This is a genomic window from Puia dinghuensis (genome assembly GCF_014642875.1).
GTDB lineage: Bacteria > Bacteroidota > Bacteroidia > Chitinophagales > Chitinophagaceae > Puia > Puia dinghuensis.
Map to the genome: position 1 here is coordinate 1,700,728 of NZ_BMJC01000001.1, position 17,266 is coordinate 1,717,993.

A 17,266-nucleotide genomic window follows, 5' to 3' on the forward strand; every position below is an offset into this window, starting at 1 on the left:
AAACATCACCGGCCTACCTACGGTAAGTACACATGATGGTGATGATGTTGTCTGTAATTCTTCATTGCGGGCCCAAAATTAATGGCCAAAATCCAATGTCCAAAATTTATTTTCCAGCGCCACCGCTGGCGCCCTGCGTCTTGTCCAGCTGCCGCTGCAATTGCAACACCTCCCCCTGCGCATGCCGGTACTCGACAAAATAATAAATAGCCAACCCCAAAAAGATCTTGGAAACAATACAGAAAATAATAAACCACGTCCGCCAGACCTTGTGCACCCGGATATAAGGGTCGGTTACTTCCGCCCGGACATACTCCGCATGTTGCCTCCGGTAATAACCCCGCCTGTACGCCCGCCGGACATCCGGCATCTCCCTGATCCGCTCTTCTATCTTCACACGGACACCAGGCGGCGGTGGTATCTCATGATCGATAGAAAACAGCTCCAAATGGTATTCGAAATCCGACAACGCCTCCTTCAACTCCGGGAAATGCGGCAGCAACTGCTCGAATTCGTCCACCTCTTCCGGGGTAGCCAAACCCAAGGCATAGCTTTCGACAATGCCGCTTTGCATATATAACTCTATATTCACCCAAGGTTTTTTCTGATCATAACCAGGCACTCCCGAAGGATTTTGCTGATGTACGCAAGGTCTTTACCCGAGCAGGCAGCCAGTTCCTCTTTTTTCCGGCCATTCAGAAAGAGCTCCCGGAATACCCATTGATGTTCCGGCGGGGCATCTTCCAATAGAGAAAAATAATAGGTCCTGGTCTGTCCACCCTCCTTCGTTGTCTCATGTAAGTGCTCCAGGATGATCTTCCTCGACTCTACCTGCAACCAGCAATAGACGCTGAGATGGGAGTCGAAGCCGTTCTGCAGTTTGGGTGTCAGGCGGGAAAAAATGTCCACTAATAGGGTAGCGGCTTCCTTCTCATCGGGTACAAACTGCAGGATATAAGAGAACAACATCCCACTATACCGCGTATACAGCATCTCTGCGACGGACCGATCACCGGTATGCAACTCTCTCCTCAAAATATCCTTTGTAATAGTCTGCTCCAAAATAGTCAGGTTTCACCCCCGGACGGCGGGGATATGCTAAATTTAGCTAATATTAGAGGAAAACCATTAAATAATTTATCGATAAAACCCCAATAAGACCCACCACGGATACAATGGTTTCCATCAGCGACCACGACCTTATTGTATCCTTTAAAGACAGGTTGAAATACTCCTTGAACATCCAGAACCCCCCGTCATTGACATGCGAGAACATCAGGCTGCCCGCACCGATGGACAACACCATCAGGTTTGGGTCTACATGTAGCCGGTTCATCAGCGGGAGGATGATCCCCGCAGTCGTCAGGCCCGCCACCGTCGCCGATCCCAGGCACACCCGGATAATGGCCGCTATCAGCCAGCCCAGCACCAGCGGATGTATAGGCCAGCCCTGCAGCACATTGGCAATCTCCTTGCTGACCCCGCTGGCCGTAAATACCTCCTTCAGCGCCCCGGCCCCCGCCACGATGAGAAGGATCATCGCGATATCCTTCACCGCCTCTTCATAGATGCGCATCACCTTCGCCATCTTCATCCCCCGGCGAAGCCCAAGCAACCACGTAGCCAGCCCGACGGCCATCAGCAGGATCACCGACGGATCGTTAAAGAAATCCAACACCGCCCTGGACTTCGCGGACAAAGACATCCGCTGCCCCAGAATCGTTGTCAGCATCAGCATCCCCACAGGCAACAGGCTGCAAAGCAGGCTGTTACCAATACCCGGCAACTGGTCCGCAGGCTTGTCTGCCGCCACCAGACCCTCCAGCGGCCGCGCTACCACATTCTTCAACGTGCGCGAATACAGCAATCCGGCAAGGATGATCGCCGGGATGGCGATCGTCATCCCATACAACAACGTCTTACCCATGTTGGCATGAAACTGGCCCACCAGCGCAGCCGGAGCAGGATGCGGCGGAAGAAAACCATGCGTCACCGACAAAGCGGCAAGCATCGGCAGCCCGATATAGATCGCCGGCAACTTGTACTGATACACCACCGAAAAGATCAGCGGCACCATCAACACAAACCCCACATTGTAGAAAAGAGGAATGCCGATGATAAAACCCGTGATCATCAGCGCCCACTGGATATACTTCTCGCCAAACGCATTCATCATCGTCGTGGCAATGCGCTGCGCAGCCCCACTCTCGGCGACTATCTTCCCAAGCATGGCGCCAAGCACGATGACAATGGCCAGCTGCCCAAGCGTGTCGCCGATGCCTTTATACACGGCTTGCGTAATGTTGTTGATAGGAATACCCAATAAAAGCCCGGTAATGATCGCGACGACAAGAAAGCTGAGAAAGGCATTCACCTTCCCCCAGGAAATAAGCGCCACTAATAACAGGATACCAAAAAGAACAAGCAGTAAATGCATAAACAATTAGTCTAGTGTGAATCCCTCGTAACCTCCGAGCCCGAACCACCTCGTAAAAAATCCAGGTCAGCCCCTTCATGGGCTTGCTGTACGTGTTTGCGATATAGCTGGACATACCCTCTATCCGCCTGCGAAACCACCGGTGGCGCCCAGGCCTTCTTCCTCCTTTCCAGTTCGGCATCAGACACATCCAGGTGCAGCCGCCGCCCCTCCACATCGAGCTCTATCCAATCCCCATTCTGCACAAGAGCCAACACCCCGCCGATGGCCGACTCCGGCGAGACATGCAGCACAACCGTTCCATAAGCCGTCCCGCTCATCCGCCCGTCCGAGATCCGCACCATATCGGTAACTCCCTGCTCCAACAATTTCTTAGGTAAGGCCATATTGCCCACTTCAGGCATACCAGGGTAACCAACCGGCCCCACGTTCTTCAAAACCATCACAGAAGAAGCATCGATCTCCAATCCCGGATCGTCTATCCGCCGGTGATAGTCTTCGATATCTTCGAACACGACGGCCCGGCCGCGATGCTGCATCAGCGCGGGTGTCGCGGCAGAAGGCTTGATGACGGCGCCATTGACGGCCAGGTTGCCCTTCAACACCGCTATACCCGCGTGCTCGATCAGCGGCTGTTCAACCGCGGCGATCACCTCCCGGTTGTAACAGACATCCCGGCCCTGCACATTCTCTCCATGCGTGCGACCGTTCACCGTGAGCGCATCCATGTCCAGCACATCACGCAATTCGCTCAGGATCACCGGCAGACCACCCGCATAATAAAAGTCCTCCATCAGGAATTTCCCCGAGGGCATAAGATTGAGCAGCAGCGGTATCCCGCTTCCAAGCCGATCGAAATCCGCCAGTTCCAGCGGCACCCCGATACGACCCGCAATAGCCGTAAGATGAATAATGAGATTGGTGCTACCGCCAACAGCTGCATTCACCTTGATCGCATTCTCAAAAGCGCGCTGCGTCAATATCTTGCTAAGCTTCAAGTCTTCTTTCACCATTTCAACGATCCTGCGGCCCGAAAGATGCGCCAGCACCTTCTTCCGGCTGTCGACTGCAGGGATCGCCGCCGCCCCCGGAAGCGTCAGCCCCAACGACTCGACCATACAGGCCATCGTGGATGCCGTACCCATCGTCATACAATGACCCGCGCTCCGCGACATGCAACTCTCCGCATACAGGTAGTCAGCGTCGGACAACTGTCCTTTCTTCCGTTCCTCGTCAAACTTCCAGACATGCGTCCCCGACCCGATGTCCATCCCCCGGAATTTCCCATTCAGCATCGGGCCTCCCGGTACGACAATGGTCGGCAGGTCCACACTCGCCGCGCCCATCAAAGTAGAAGGCGTGGTCTTGTCACAACCGGTCAACAACACTACTCCATCGATAGGATTACCGCGGATGGATTCCTCGGCATCCATGCTGGCCAGGTTCCGGAACAGCATGGCCGTGGGCTTCAGCAGCGTCTCCCCAAGGGACATGACGGGAAACTCCAGCGGGAAACCGCCGGCCTCGAAAACGCCACGCTTGACAACCTCAGCAATATCCCGTAAATGTGCGTTGCAGGGAGTGAGTTCCGACCAGGTATTGCAAATCCCTATCACCGGCCGGCCATCAAAAAGATCTTCGGGAAACCCCTGGTTCTTCATCCAACTGCGGTAGATGAACCCCATCTTATCGGTCTTCCCAAACCAACTTCGGCTTCTGAGTTCTTTCATGGGATAAATATAGCCAAAGCCGACCAAAAACCGGACCCGGAAATCAATTGTCGCCTTTCATGTATTGTTTGTAACTATCGCTGATATATACCAGAATATCCACATTGGCCGCCCGCCGGCAATAGTCGTAAGAGGGACGGTATCGCCGCATGAATTCGGTAAGCGAATCACCCTTCAGCTTGGTGATCTTGGAGACATAATCCTTGTTATAGCGAAAATCGACATAATAATCCTGCTCTTCCTTCTCCAGCCGCTTCTCCAAATGGATGCGCTGTTTGGCCGCCGAAGAGGTATTGCGGAAAATATTCAGCGTCACCCCCACCCCATCGGCGCCCTGCCGGTCCTTCGCCATCCGCGGTGTATTGTCATGACCGTAGACCCAGGCATATTCCTTCCGCCGGTCGACCGAATCCAACTGGTAATTGCTCAGCTCCCCAACCCGCACGGCCTGTAACGTCTGAGGCCGCACATCCATATAAACGGGATAAGCCGCCGTCAGCATCGAAGTCGTCACCGTTATCGTATCTGCCTTATAACCCACCGACGAAAACGCAATATGATCGCCCGGAGCCGCCTGTATCCGGTAGCTGCCATCCTCATCGGAGAGATCATAACGCTGTTGGGTAATGTTGTGGATGCTCACGGAAAGAAGCGTTTCCGTACTGTTCTCCTTATAAACCTTCCCTGTCAGAAACTGCTGGGCTCTGCTCCGCAGACAGGAAAGCAAACATAGTAGAAAAAGACAAGTTATATACCGCATAGATTAGCCACGCATAGATTAGCCAGGAATTGGTGAAAATAGGACTAATTTTTTTATTAGCCTGCCCTACCCTCTTCAAGTTTTTGTTAAAACAGGGATACTATTCTACATTTATCCGGTCCAATGGGGCAGACCCAATCATATTAAACAATTAAATAATGACAAAGATATTAATCGCCACCCTTTTATTAACTGCTCTGCACATTTCCGCTACCCCAATCCCGACGCCCCTCCACACTTCGGCTACCCCTGCCGCCAAACAGGAATACTACTCCATCCGCATATATCAGTTGAAGAACGCACAGCAGGAGACAAGGGTTGACAACTACCTGCAGGCTGCGCTCCTCCCTGCCCTGCATCGCCAGGGCATTCCCGATGTGGGGGTATTCAAACCCATCGGAAATGATACGGCCGCCATCCGTCGCATCTATGTGCTCATCCCATTAAAAAGCCTGGAACAATACACCGGCCTCTCCGCCGCCCTGCTCAAAGATGCCCGCTATCTCGCCGATGGCAAGGACTATCTCGATGCCACCCATGACGACCCGCCCTATGCCCGCATCGAAACAATACTCCTGCAGGCCTTCCCCGACATGCCGCACCACGCAGCCCCCGGCTCCCTGCAAGGCTCACCCGCCGAAAAGGTCTACGAGCTCCGCAGCTATGAGGGCCCCACAGAAAAGTATTTCAACAACAAAGTACAGATGTTCAACGCCGGCGGCGAGATCCCCCTCTTTTCCCGGCTTGGCTTTCACGCGGTCTTCTACGCCAGCGTCCTGGCCGGCAGCCATATGCCCAATCTCATGTATATGACAAGTTTTGAGAATATGGCTTCCCGTGAGCAACATTGGAAAGACTTCGGCGCCGACTCCGTCTGGAAAAAGCTGGTGGCCGACCCGCAATACCAGCACAACGTTTCACACATCGACATCGTTTTCCTGCACCCGGCGCCCTATTCCGACCTTTAGTCCCATTTTGTCCTTTTTTACCACCCAGGTCCCCAAAACGCCGCCACAGGTACAAGTTAACACTTACCATTTCTTACAATTTATTGGAAGAAGTGGTTTTTGACATCTATAAAATTTCTATTATCTCAAAATTTAGTTCATCTTCGCACCCTGTACTCCACATTGCACTACACTATTATCGGTTAAGACTCCACTCGCCCGTAAAAAACCAGCACATTCGTTAAGGTCCGATGGGTAGCAAATTTGCACGACAAAATTTAAACGTCTGCTGTCTAAACCATCTGCATCATGTTGACTATAACCTCATCGCCTATGAAGGGGCCCTTCTCAGTACGCCCCATTTGCAAAGAGACCGACAGGACCATTGTCCGCGAACTGTTCCGCCAGGAATTTTATGGCCCGCTTCAGCTGCTCTATCCCGACGAAGGACTATGGGAGATCTATGACAGTATGGAGACGGACGACGCCTACGGCGCCTATCTCGTGTTCTACAACGATCGCCTCCTGCTCCTGCTCGAAGTGCATCCGCCCGTCCAGATGGACCTCGCCGCCGATTATATGTCCAAACCGGGCACCATTGGCATCTATTGCTTTTACGCCAACCGGCAGGACCCCATGAACCTCCCGGCCATCCGGACCTGCATCGACGCCCTGCTCGGCTATCGCAGCATCAAACGCATCGTCACCCGCGTCAACTTCGTTGGTCCCCAGGACCCAAGGGTTGCGCTTCTCGAACAAGCCGGCTTCCGCCGCCTGGCGAAAAGCCCCGACAAATCCGCCATCTACTACTGCACGCAGGACACTTTCTCCCTGCTAGGCAAAAACCAAAACAAACACCTCCTGCAAAACACTTTTTAACAAAACTCTTTTTATTCTCAGGCATACTATTTGCCTTTCTCCCTCCGTTATCAAGGTATTCACCCAAAGAAAACGGAGTATTCAATGAAGAACGCAGACAGGCCGTTCATCGGTATCCTCATCGTCTCCATAGCCATCCTCTATGGAGTCATCGCCCTGCTGAGCTAAAGCGTTTTTGCCTTAGTTTCGCCCTATGGATAACATAGTGGACCCAGGTTGCATCTCCCCCATCAGCATCCGCGCCATTCTCCCTGCGGATAACCCGGTCATAGCCGCCATCATCCGCGGCACCCTCACCGAATTCGGTCAAAACAGACCCGGAACAGCTTATTACGACGCCGCCATCGACGATATGTACAGCAGCTTTCAGACTCCCGGCAGCCGTTATCATGTCTCCCTGTTCAACGGCCAGATCATAGGCGGCGGCGGAGTCTACCCCTCCAACGGATTGCCAACAGGCATTGCCGAACTGGTAAAGATGTACCTCCACCCCTCCGCCAGGGGCATGGGCGCAGGCAAACGGCTCATAGAAGCATGTGTGGAATTTGCAAGGCAATACGGCTACAAACAACTCTATCTCGAGACGATGCCGGAATTTGGCACAGCCGTAGCTATTTATGAAAAATTTGGGTTCCGCTACCTCTCCGGACCCCTGGGCAATACTGGCCATTATGGCTGCACCGTCTGGATGCTGAAAGACCTGTAGACCCGCCGTCATCCTGGGATCGGCGCCCCTCAGGACGCCGGCCTCACCTCACCCCCAGCCCCTCACGAAGCCGGCCTCACCTCATAGATCGGACTGAATAAATACAATTTGCCGGTCGCTATCTCCAGGCACTGGTATCTCTTTCTTAATTTTTTCCCCCGGCGAAACACCCGCTTATCCTCGAGGCTAAAACACCCACCCTCGGGTATTTGCTCCACCAGCAACAGCTCCCCCGTATTCTCATCATATTTTTTGAGCACCCGCATCAGATCCTCATCCGCACAGCTGCTCGCAGGAAGATTGTGCAGACTCTTCTTAAGCGCGGCAAGAATATCTTTTGGGAAAACCGCAAGCCGGATAAATTCCTCCAGCATCTTCCGGTAGATCCCTTTCCATTCTTTCCCATGCGAATTGACCCCGTTGCCCCATTCCATAAAGGTCACCAGGTGCGCTAATTCATGGATCAGCGTGATCAGGAAAGAATAATGGTTCAGATTGCCGTTGACGCTTATCCGGTGATTGCTGGTACGCGTGGCATGCCGGTAATCGCCAAGCACGCTCTTCCGCTCCCGGGTGATGGTCAGATGAACATTGTAATGGTTCAGATACTCCAGAATCAACGGAGCGGCTTGCTCGGGTATCCAGCGGCGCAAATAATCGAGCGGAGCTTCTTTCTTAGACATTTTTCGCGGGTTTCCGATTCAATTGCACCAGTATCCTCACTTCCAGCCACGTATACAACATATACAGGCCAAAACAGCCGAATATTCCGTTCTTGTTGACACCCCGCCCCGCTATCCAGCCATACACCAAAGTAGCCAACAGGCAGGCAAAAAGCTTCACCAACAGGCTGCCATACATCGTACGCACAAAAGCATGAACATTATTATTACGCAACGCGCTGGTATACAAGTAAAAAGAAATTACCGTCACCCCGAATAGCAGGATATTGCCCGCCAACAGGACCCGGAAATCAAACCTTCCCTCCGCCAGCAGCGGCCGGGCAAGGACAATAAAAAGGGTGGAAACGATGAATACAATGAGAATAGGCAGAAAAGGCCTGCTACTGACTTTATTTTCCATTTTTCTTATTCGTACCCGCTTTGACCAGGTTGATCAGCAGGACTACGATTACCAGCAAAGGTAACGCCCAGGAAAGGATTGGAAAAGAAAGCTTCAACCATTTGTCCGCCTTCACCCCCAGCCATACGGATACCCCTACGGAAGCAACCACTTCCGTCGACAATCCCGCCCATCGGATCAGCTCCCGCCGGCGGGCGGCTCCACCTTCATCATCACCATCAGGCTGGGGCGATTTGCCTCGTTTCATGATGTCTTCTCAAATGCCTCGGCGATCCGCATCGCTACGCAATGGCGGATTACTTCGCATGTTAATGTCTCTTCAAAGGCCTCAGTGAACCGCCCGCTACGCTATGGCGGTGTCTGCATTTTTGAATTCCTTCTTGATTTCCGGCGTAGACTTCGAGGCAGGCGCACTGCTCGTAGCCGCGGCGGCAGGCGTCATATGACACTCCCCGTTGAAATTCGCCGTAGGCTCGATCTGCAATTTGGAAGCCTGGATATTACCGTTCATGAAGCTGCCGCCCTTCAATTGCAGCAGATCCTTCACTTTGATCGTCCCGGTCACCTTCCCCATGATGTCCGCCGTCTGGCCGTTGATATCGCCCTGGACATTGCCATTGGCGCCGATGACGACCTTTGCCGAACAATGGATGTTTCCTACCAGGGTCCCGTCGATCCGCAGATCGCCGTTGCTGGTGATGTCCCCTTTCATGGTTGTGCCGGCGCCGATCAGGCTGGCGCTCGCGCTCACGGGCGCTGCTCCGCCCACCTCAAATGAATCAGATTTGGTCTTACCGTTAAACATATAAATATGGATTTTAGTCGTTTATTTTCTCGGGTTTCGGGATCTTCAACGTCGTCGTATCCAGCTTCACCGTCGTATTCCCCTGCAACACATTCCGGATGCTCTCCAGGTACTGATCCTTATACCGCACCTGCTGCTCTAACGAATCCGTCCGTATTTTTAGTTCACGAAGGTCCTTCGTATTATTCACATCCCCATATCCGGGAATATACAGCTTCAACGGGGTAAAAACGATCAGTGCTACCGTCAGCCCCGTCAACAGTACAAAAATCGTGCAGAGAAGGGTATACACGCTCAGCCTCGACAACTTAAAGGTGACCACCTCTTCGTACGTATCATCGTTCATAACTACCAGGCGGTAGCGGTTCTGCAGACGCTTTAAGGTGGAATTGGCATCAAATCTGGCCATACAGGATTAATTGGTACAATCTTGGTCTTTCGCAATAAAGATAATAAAATAAATTTCCCTAAAAAGAGTTAATTGTAATGCGGCGGCGCTTTATTTGCAATTTAAATCACCGCCGCATTACGGCTAATGATTGGCCTTCGGCCGGCGGGCTGGAGGCCCGCTTGGTTAATTGCGGACTGGTTTCTCAATCTCGATCATCTTGGCTCGAAAGATTTGGCTATTCGGAGTATTCTTTTCCTGCTGCCTGGCCGCATTCGCCCAGGAGGGCGTCGACTATACCCTCGTCAAGCCAAAAAAATGGGAGAACCGCACACTCGCCTCCGAAAACTCCAACAACGGCCATAAGATCAAAAGGGTCCGCCGCTTCATCCAGAACACCATCACCCACTACAACTACTATTACAACGCCAACGTAAAGCTGGATATGATCATGGCCAGGGCCAAGGCCGCTTTCAAGGAAGACTACACCCGGCTCCTGCCCTTCTACAACTATAGCCTCGACGCAACAGCCAGCCAAAAGCGCGAACTGGACTCCGTCATCTATAAATGTACCATGGGCATCCTCATCCACGACACCCGCGACGACTGGATGGACAACCTCTACCTGCTCATCGGCAGAACCTACTACCTGAAAAAAGATTTCGACTCGGCCTTCATCACCTTCCAGTTCCTCAACTGGGCCTTCGCCCCAAAGGATAAAGAAGGCAACGACCAGCCCATCGGCAGCAACTACAACAAGGACGAAGGCACCAGCGCCGATAAGGTCGCCACAAAAGAGCATCCCAACATCGCTCAAAAGGTCTTATCCACCCCCCCAAGCCGCAACGACGCCCTCATCTGGAAGATCCGCACCTACATCGCAAAAGAGGAGTTCCCCCAGGCTTCGGGTCTCATCGAGATCCTGGTCCACGACCCCCAATTCCCACCCCGGCTCCAACCCAGCCTGCAGGAGGTAAGGGCCCTCTGGTTCTATAAACAAAATATTTACGACAGCGCCGCCTTCTACCTGGAAAGAGCCCTGCCCGCCGCCGAAACCCGCGAAGAGACCGCCCGTTGGGAATACCTCATCGCCCAGCTCTACGAAAAAACCGGCAACAGCTACCTGGCAAAAACCTGGTACGAGAAAACGGTCAACCACACCTATAACCCCGTTCTCGAGATCTATGCCCGCCTCAACGCCATCCGTCAGAATAAGGAGGGCGGCGAAGATTATATCGCCCATAATATCCAGGCCCTGGTAAAAATGGCGCATCGCGATCGCTACGAATCCTACCGCGACATCATCTATTTCACCGCTGCGCAGATGGAGCTGGAAAGGAATAACAAGCCCGGCGCCGTATCCGACCTGCGCCTATGCATAAAATATTCTGTCGGTTCGACAAATAACCAGCGCAATAAGGCCTTCCTGCAATTAGCCAATCTCTCTTTTGAGGCAAAAGACTATCGCTCGGCAAAGAACTTCTACGACAGCCTCAACCTCACCGCCGCCGACAGGGAGACCCTCGGCGACATCAGCTGGCTGACCGACCGCAAAGCGGCCCTCGCCATCCTCGTCCGGCAGTTACAGGTCCTCGATCGCCAGGATAGCCTCCAGCGCATCGCCGCCCTGCCACCCGCACAAAGGGACGCCTATATCAAAAAGCTGGTCCGTACCCTCCGCCGGCAACAAGGCCTCCGCGATGAAGCAGACAGCAGTTTCTCCCCTTCGCCGCTCAACAATAGCAACACCACCCCCGATCTTTTCGCCGCCAGCAGCGGCGCCGATTGGTATTTCGACAACCAGTCCATAAAAGCAAAAGGCTATTCCACCTTCAAGGAAAAATGGGGCAACCGGCCCAATGTCGACAACTGGCAGGTCGCCGCTCTCGCAAGGAACAGCCTCGCCACCCGCAGCGGCGCAAGAGGCGCCCCCGATCTGTCCGACAGCGCCACCCGCGCCATCAGCCTGACAACCATCGACTTCAAATCGTTGCTGGCCAACCTGCCGCTGACACCCGAGAAAATGAAGAAGTCGATGGACTCCGTCGAGAACGCCCTCTTTACCCTCGGCCGCACCTACCAGGACGGGATACCCGATTACGTCTTTGCCATCAATGCCTACGACAGCCTGCTCGGGAAATTCCCCGACACCCGCCGCAGGCAGGAAACCCTGTTCAACCTCTACTACTGCTATAAAAAACTGGGGGACGAAGAAAATGCCCGGCGCATCCTCGCGCTGCTCAACAGCACCTATCCCACCGGCGCCTTCACCGCCCGGCTCGCCAACCCCGACTCCGCCACGGAAGGACCGGGCAGCCTCAAAGCCAGGGCGACCCAACAATACGAAAAGGTCTACAATGACTTTATAGAAGGACGGTTCGATGAAGCGCTCGCAGAAAAGAACATAGCCGACAGCCTCTACGGGGACAAGTATTGGACCCCGCAGCTGCTTTACATAGAATCCGTTTACTTCATCCACACCCGGCAGGACGCCCGGGCCCGGATCGAACTCACCGGCATCACCACTAAGTGGCCAAAGACCCCCATGGCCGAAAAGGCAGCCAGAATGCTCGATGTCCTCGGCCGGCGAAAGCAGATCGAAGAATACCTCACCCGCCTGCAGGTCACCCGGGCAACAGAGGACGAGGTCGTAGCCCCGCAATTCGACACCGCCGCACAGGCCGCCGCCAACCGCAGACCCCGCCTGGTCCGCAACGACTCCAACCTCCTGGTGAAAGTCCCTGTCAAAAAACCCACCGTGGCCGGCCCCGGCGACAAGCTCAAAACCGACACCGCCAGCCTCACTAAGATCAATATGGATGCCGATCGGCTGGCCAGCCTCCATCGCCTCCAGGATTCCCTGCAAAAAGCCATGTTGCAGGCAAAGGCCGATTCCGTCCAATCCGCTATCCTGAAACACAAAGCGGACTCCATCGCGGCGGCAGTACAGAAATTACAGGCCGATTCCACTCAATTGGCCGCAAAATTGCGTACCCTTAACTCGGTATTTTCCCTCACTCCGGATCAGCCCCATGCGGTGATCCTGGTCCTAGATAAGGTAGACCCGGTATACGTTTCAGAAGCTGGCAACGCTTTCAACCGCTACAACATCGAAACCTTTTACAGCAAGTCCCTCAAGACGGAGAATGCCGCGCTCAGCGATTCGTTGAAGTTGGTGATCATCAGTAAATTTGATAATGCAAACGACGCCCTGGAATATTACAAGAACGTAAAAGCGCTGGCTCCAAGGCAGATCGTCCCCTGGATGCCCGCAGGCAAGTACACCTTCCTGATCATCTCCACCTCCAACCTCAACTTACTGCTGGACAACAAGGATATGCCCGCCTATCGTAAATTCCTTTCGGCCGCCTATCCAACCATATTCTAGCCGCCCCGCCTACCCAAATTTTGGAAAGGAATTAACACACTAAGCCCTACCTTGCGAACTCGGGCCCGCCACCCGAAAACAACTTATTACAACTATATTGCATATGTCGTCCAAACTCATTCATCTCTTCTGGAAGGCCTTCTTTTATGGACTGGGGGCCTTTATCCTTTTCCTCATCCTCATCAACCTGGGCGTCTTCGGCTCCCTGCCGTCGTTGAAAGAGCTGGAGAACCCTTCCATCACGCTGGCAACCGAAGTCTTCGCCGAAGACGGGACCCCGATGGGAAAATATTACAAGGACAAGGGCAATCGCAGCAATGTCGAGTTCAAGGACATCTCACCCAATGTCGTCAATGCACTCATCGCAACCGAGGACGAACGCTTCTATGAACACTCCGGCATCGACGGCTATTCGGTGATGCGCGCCGTCCTGAAGCTCGGCCGCGATGGCGGCGGCAGTACCATCACTCAGCAGTTGGCAAAGAACCTCCTCGATCAGGGGTCGAAGAATTTCGTCCGGCGTTTCATCGAAAAGCTGAAAGAATGGATCATCGCCATAAAACTCGAACGCAATTTCACCAAACAGGAGATCCTCGCCCTCTACCTCAACGAAGTGCCTTTCGGCGACAACGTCTATGGCATCCGCAACGCGTCCCGCACCTTCTATCAGAAAGAACCCGATCGCCTCTCCGTCGACGAAGCCGCCGTGCTCATCGGGATGCTAAAAGGCAATACGCTCTATAATCCCCGTAAGAATCCCAAGATGGCCATCGAACGGCGCAACGTCGTCATCAGCCAGATGGTGAAGAACAACTACCTCACGGATGCCGAAGCCGCAAAACTCAAGGTAAAGCCCATCGATCTCAGCAACTACAAAAAAGTCGACGAGAACAACGGCCTGTCACCCTACTTTCGCGATGTCCTCCGCACCTATCTGCAAGCCTGGTGCAAGGAACACAAGAACCCCGCCACCGGCGAACCCTATAACCTGTATACGGATGGGTTGAAAATTTACACTACGATCAATCCACGCATGCAGATCTATGCGGATGAGGCAGTAGCCAAGGTTCTGCCCATGTTGCAACACAACCTCAGCGCGCAGTACGACATCCGCAAAGGGCTCATCTGGAAAGATCACATCAACGTCCTGGAAGCCGCCATGCGCAACAGCGAACGCTGGCACAACCTCGAAGACGATGGGCTCAATGACGCGCAGATCCGCAAGACCTTCGATCGACCCGTTCCCATGAAGATCTTTGCGTGGAACAGCAAGCGGGAAAAGGATACCGTGATGACCCCGCTCGACTCCATCAAATACCACCAGGCCATGCTCCAAACAGCCTTCATGGTCATGGACCCCATCACCGGACAGGTAAAAGCCTGGGTCGGCGGCATCGACTTCAAAACCTATAAGTTCGACCACGTCAACATCAATACCAAGCGCCAGGTCGGCAGTGCGATCAAGCCCTTCCTCTATAGCCTCGGCATCGAAGACTACAACTTCACGCCCGAGACGGAATGCCAGACGAGCCAGCAATACTTCCCTGGCTTTGGCTATGTCCCCGCACGGCCCGACAAGCATGAGGGTGGCTCTATGACGATGGCTTCCGGTCTTGCCTGGTCCATCAATGGTGTTGCAGCATACATCATGAAGACAGTAGGACCGAAGCGCTTCGCGGAATACGTTAAACAGATCGGCATCCCGACAAAGATCGACCCTTATCCTTCTATGGCTTTGGGTACCTGCGACCTCTCATTATTCGAATTGATGTGGGGCTATACGATGTTTCCCAGCGGCGGCTTTAGCACGAGACCTTTTTATATTTTACGCATCGAAGACAAGAACGGCAATGTCCTCCAGCGCTTCGACACCGAACGCAAGGAGGTCATCAGCCAGGGTACCGCCTATACCATGGCCCGCATGATGCAGGGTCCCGTCGACTTCGGCACGGCCGCGGGCCTGCGCAACCGGTTGGGCCTCTCCGAGATGGGTGGCAAGACGGGCACGACAAACGACAATGCCGACGCGTGGTTCATGGGCTATACCCCACAACTGATGGCCGGCGCGTGGATAGGTTGCGACGATAGGTTCATCCATCTCGAAAGCGGCCTCGGCTACGGAGCGCAGGCGGCGCGCCCCATCTGGGAATACTTCTTCGCCAAGGTGCTGACCGACCGCACCCTCGGCATCGAACGCCAGGCCAAATTCATCGAGCCGGAGAATATGCGCAAGGAAATGATGTATGACTACATGAACATCGAGAAGGTCGCCCCGCCGGGCGCCGAAGGCGGCAACCAGGGTAATGGCAAGGCCAACCAATACCTCGATACCAGCCCGCCAACAGTGCCTGTCGACTCCAAGCTATCCCCCGATGAACAAAAGGTCCTCCAGGAAGCAAACCGAACCAGCAAAGAAGGCTCGGTGCGCATCACCGTCACCGACGCCGATAAAAAACCTCAGCCCCCCAAAAAGAAAGGCGGCTTCTTCAAACGCCTCTTCGGAAAAAAAGATGACCAATAAGCAAACGCCCCGTCAGGGGCGTTTCGCTTTTAATTATTACAAATGCGCGCGTAAGAACCACGCCATCTTCTCGTGCTCTTCCATCAGCCCTGTGATAAAATCAGCCGTACCCAGATCACCATAATCATTGCCGAACTTGTTGATATTTTCCCGCAGGAAAATAATGACATTCTCATGGTCCGTCAACAGCTCATGGATAAAACCCTTGCTGTCATTGCGCTCACCGAGTTTCTCCGTCAGGTGCGTAAGCGAAAGAAAGCTTTGCATCGTGGCCGGCGCATAATGCCCCAACTGACGGATCCTTTCCGCAACGCTGTCCATCACATCATCCAGCTGTTCATACTGCCCCTCGAAAAAGATATGCATAGAATGGAAATCAGGCCCCTCCACATTCCAGTGTGCATTCCGCGTTTTGGTGTACAGGAGAAATTCATCTGCCAGTAACTTGCTCAATTCGGATGCTACAGCCTGAAGATTTGCGGGCGTAATGCCAATGCTTGCTTTCATAATTTTATTTTTAAGTTTAAAATGCATTTGTCCTGTTACCGTACAACCGATCGTCCGAAACCGAACACTCTCATTTGTGACGAAAAAGTTAACGCCGCTCACAATCAACATCTTACATCACACAACCTTTTTGGCATTGCATTGGCCTCTATTCATCAAAACAAATAATCATGAAGCACCTATCTATCGCCGTTATACTCTTATTGACTATCATCGGCAACACTTATGCCACTCCGCTTTCAGGAAAAAATGATCCTACCTTTGTCGGCGCCGCCAATTTCTATCATCAGTATCCTCAGGCTACCGACATCCATTGCAAAGTTAAGGGACTATACACAGAAGTCAACTTCACCTGGAACGGCCTGCAGCTGCAAGCCTTTTACGACAACGACGGCAACCCCATGGCCACCACCCGCACCGTTGGGCGCAACGACCTGCCTATAAATGTCCAGGTAAGTCTGAAAAAACAATACACCGATGGAGTCGTCACCGACGCCATAGAATATACCGACGAAAATGATGGGTTGTCCTACTTCGTCACCCTGGCCCGTCCAAAAGTGACTTATCTCCTGCGGGTGTCTACCAGCGGCGAGATCAGTGTTTACAAGAAAATGAAGCCTTAATCCTGCCCGGGCTGCCGGACCGCCACCTCGTCCTCGGCGTCCGGCGGCCTCTTTTTACCCAGGACATCGATCCGCACCCGGGTAAGCCCCTGGCCGGCAAAACCCAATCGCGTGGCGGCCGCCTGGGTCAGATCGATAAGCCGCTTGTTGTGGGGATTCATCTTATCATTGATGCGGACGATAACAGACTTATGGTTGTGAAGATTGGTCACCCGCACCCAGGTATGCATGGGGAGCGTATTACTGGCCGCCGTCAGTTTCTGCTGCGTAAAGATCTCATCGGTATACGTCTTACGCCCTTCGAATTTATTTGCATAGTAACTGGCGACCCCAATTTGCACTTTCTCCGGGGCCGGCTTGTGATGCCCCTTGTGCGACGCATCATGGTGCATCGTGGAATCTTTGGTAGGCTTCTCCTCGCGGCCAAAGACCGCCACGGGGAGGAACAGACAGGCGAGAAGTCGGGTTTTCATGTGTTGGATTTATAACACA

At 53.4% G+C, this 17,266-nt stretch carries 19 protein-coding genes; 7 read left to right on the forward strand and 12 right to left on the reverse strand.

Annotated features, from left to right (window positions below; all coding sequences use genetic code 11):
* Positions 1-106: 106 nt before the first annotated feature.
* The 5 genes from IEY39_RS06815 to IEY39_RS06835 are packed head-to-tail and all read right to left on the reverse strand — an operon-like array spanning position 107 to position 4,927.
* Positions 107-574, reverse strand: a complete 468-nt coding sequence (locus IEY39_RS06815) for a hypothetical protein (RefSeq protein ID WP_188929774.1) — start codon at positions 572-574, stop codon at positions 107-109.
* A gap of 14 nt (positions 575-588) precedes the next feature.
* The gene (locus IEY39_RS06820) at positions 589-1,062 is read right to left on the reverse strand and encodes a hypothetical protein (RefSeq protein WP_188929775.1); all 474 of its coding nucleotides are present in this window, start codon (positions 1,060-1,062) and stop codon (positions 589-591) included.
* A gap of 52 nt (positions 1,063-1,114) precedes the next feature.
* The gene (locus IEY39_RS06825) at positions 1,115-2,437 is read right to left on the reverse strand and encodes a gluconate:H+ symporter (RefSeq protein WP_188929776.1); all 1,323 of its coding nucleotides are present in this window, start codon (positions 2,435-2,437) and stop codon (positions 1,115-1,117) included.
* Positions 2,438-2,448: 11 nt separating this feature from the next.
* Positions 2,449-4,167 (reverse strand): IlvD/Edd family dehydratase, encoded by a 1,719-nt coding sequence (locus tag IEY39_RS06830; protein ID WP_188929777.1) that lies wholly within the window; start codon positions 4,165-4,167, stop codon positions 2,449-2,451.
* Positions 4,168-4,210: 43 nt separating this feature from the next.
* Positions 4,211-4,927, reverse strand: coding sequence for a carboxypeptidase-like regulatory domain-containing protein (locus tag IEY39_RS06835; RefSeq protein ID WP_188929778.1), 717 nt, complete (start codon positions 4,925-4,927; stop codon positions 4,211-4,213).
* Positions 4,928-5,085: 158 nt separating this feature from the next.
* Here IEY39_RS06835 and IEY39_RS06840 point away from each other — a divergent pair, with 158 nt between their 5' ends.
* The 4 genes from IEY39_RS06840 to IEY39_RS06855 all read left to right on the forward strand — a co-directional run bounded on the left by IEY39_RS06840 (position 5,086) and on the right by IEY39_RS06855 (position 7,459).
* Positions 5,086-5,895, forward strand: coding sequence for an NIPSNAP family protein (locus IEY39_RS06840; RefSeq protein ID WP_188929781.1), 810 nt, complete (start codon positions 5,086-5,088; stop codon positions 5,893-5,895).
* Between the two features lie 288 nt (positions 5,896-6,183).
* Positions 6,184-6,753, forward strand: coding sequence for a hypothetical protein (locus IEY39_RS06845; RefSeq protein ID WP_188929782.1), 570 nt, complete (start codon positions 6,184-6,186; stop codon positions 6,751-6,753).
* 30 nt (positions 6,754-6,783) lie between these two features.
* Positions 6,784-6,921, forward strand: coding sequence for a hypothetical protein (locus IEY39_RS06850; protein WP_188929784.1), 138 nt, complete (start codon positions 6,784-6,786; stop codon positions 6,919-6,921).
* Between the two features lie 25 nt (positions 6,922-6,946).
* Entirely contained in the window at positions 6,947-7,459 is a 513-nt protein-coding gene (locus tag IEY39_RS06855) for a GNAT family N-acetyltransferase (protein WP_188929786.1), read from the forward strand.
* Between the two features lie 62 nt (positions 7,460-7,521).
* Here the strand turns inward: IEY39_RS06855 and IEY39_RS06860 are convergent, their stop codons facing one another.
* The 5 genes from IEY39_RS06860 to IEY39_RS06880 all read right to left on the reverse strand — a co-directional run bounded on the left by IEY39_RS06860 (position 7,522) and on the right by IEY39_RS06880 (position 9,756).
* Positions 7,522-8,142 carry a SprT-like domain-containing protein gene (locus IEY39_RS06860; RefSeq protein ID WP_188929788.1) on the reverse strand — a complete coding sequence of 207 codons (621 nt, stop codon included), beginning with the start codon at positions 8,140-8,142 and terminating at the stop codon, positions 7,522-7,524.
* Entirely contained in the window at positions 8,135-8,542 is a 408-nt protein-coding gene (locus IEY39_RS06865) for a hypothetical protein (RefSeq protein WP_188929790.1), read from the reverse strand. The genes IEY39_RS06860 and IEY39_RS06865 overlap by 8 nt, the downstream gene beginning before the upstream one ends.
* On the reverse strand, positions 8,532-8,789 hold the full coding sequence (locus IEY39_RS06870; protein ID WP_188929792.1) for a hypothetical protein: 258 nt from the start codon (positions 8,787-8,789) through the stop codon (positions 8,532-8,534). The genes IEY39_RS06865 and IEY39_RS06870 overlap by 11 nt, the downstream gene beginning before the upstream one ends.
* 96 nt (positions 8,790-8,885) lie before the next feature.
* Positions 8,886-9,347 (reverse strand): bactofilin family protein, encoded by a 462-nt coding sequence (locus IEY39_RS06875; protein ID WP_188929794.1) that lies wholly within the window; start codon positions 9,345-9,347, stop codon positions 8,886-8,888.
* Between the two features lie 13 nt (positions 9,348-9,360).
* Positions 9,361-9,756, reverse strand: a complete 396-nt coding sequence (locus IEY39_RS06880; protein WP_188929796.1) for a hypothetical protein — start codon at positions 9,754-9,756, stop codon at positions 9,361-9,363.
* Between the two features lie 199 nt (positions 9,757-9,955).
* On the opposite strand from IEY39_RS06880, the gene porW reads away from it, so the two are divergent.
* Both porW and IEY39_RS06890 read left to right on the forward strand, forming a co-directional pair.
* On the forward strand, positions 9,956-13,123 hold the full coding sequence (gene porW / locus IEY39_RS06885) for a type IX secretion system periplasmic lipoprotein PorW/SprE (protein ID WP_188929798.1): 3,168 nt from the start codon (positions 9,956-9,958) through the stop codon (positions 13,121-13,123).
* A 103-nt stretch (positions 13,124-13,226) separates the two neighbouring features.
* A complete protein-coding gene (locus tag IEY39_RS06890) occupies positions 13,227-15,644 on the forward strand; it encodes a penicillin-binding protein 1A (RefSeq protein ID WP_188929800.1) in 2,418 nt (805 codons plus the stop codon).
* A gap of 36 nt (positions 15,645-15,680) precedes the next feature.
* Here the strand turns inward: IEY39_RS06890 and IEY39_RS06895 are convergent, their stop codons facing one another.
* On the reverse strand, positions 15,681-16,151 hold the full coding sequence (locus tag IEY39_RS06895; protein ID WP_188929802.1) for a Dps family protein: 471 nt from the start codon (positions 16,149-16,151) through the stop codon (positions 15,681-15,683).
* Positions 16,152-16,321: 170 nt separating this feature from the next.
* Here IEY39_RS06895 and IEY39_RS06900 point away from each other — a divergent pair, with 170 nt between their 5' ends.
* Positions 16,322-16,774: a hypothetical protein gene (locus IEY39_RS06900; protein WP_188929804.1), complete on the forward strand. Its 453-nt coding sequence runs from the start codon at positions 16,322-16,324 to the stop codon at positions 16,772-16,774.
* Here the strand turns inward: IEY39_RS06900 and IEY39_RS06905 are convergent.
* Positions 16,771-17,247: a septal ring lytic transglycosylase RlpA family protein gene (locus tag IEY39_RS06905; RefSeq protein WP_188929806.1), complete on the reverse strand. Its 477-nt coding sequence runs from the start codon at positions 17,245-17,247 to the stop codon at positions 16,771-16,773. The genes IEY39_RS06900 and IEY39_RS06905 overlap by 4 nt on opposite strands.
* Positions 17,248-17,266 lie beyond the last annotated feature (19 nt).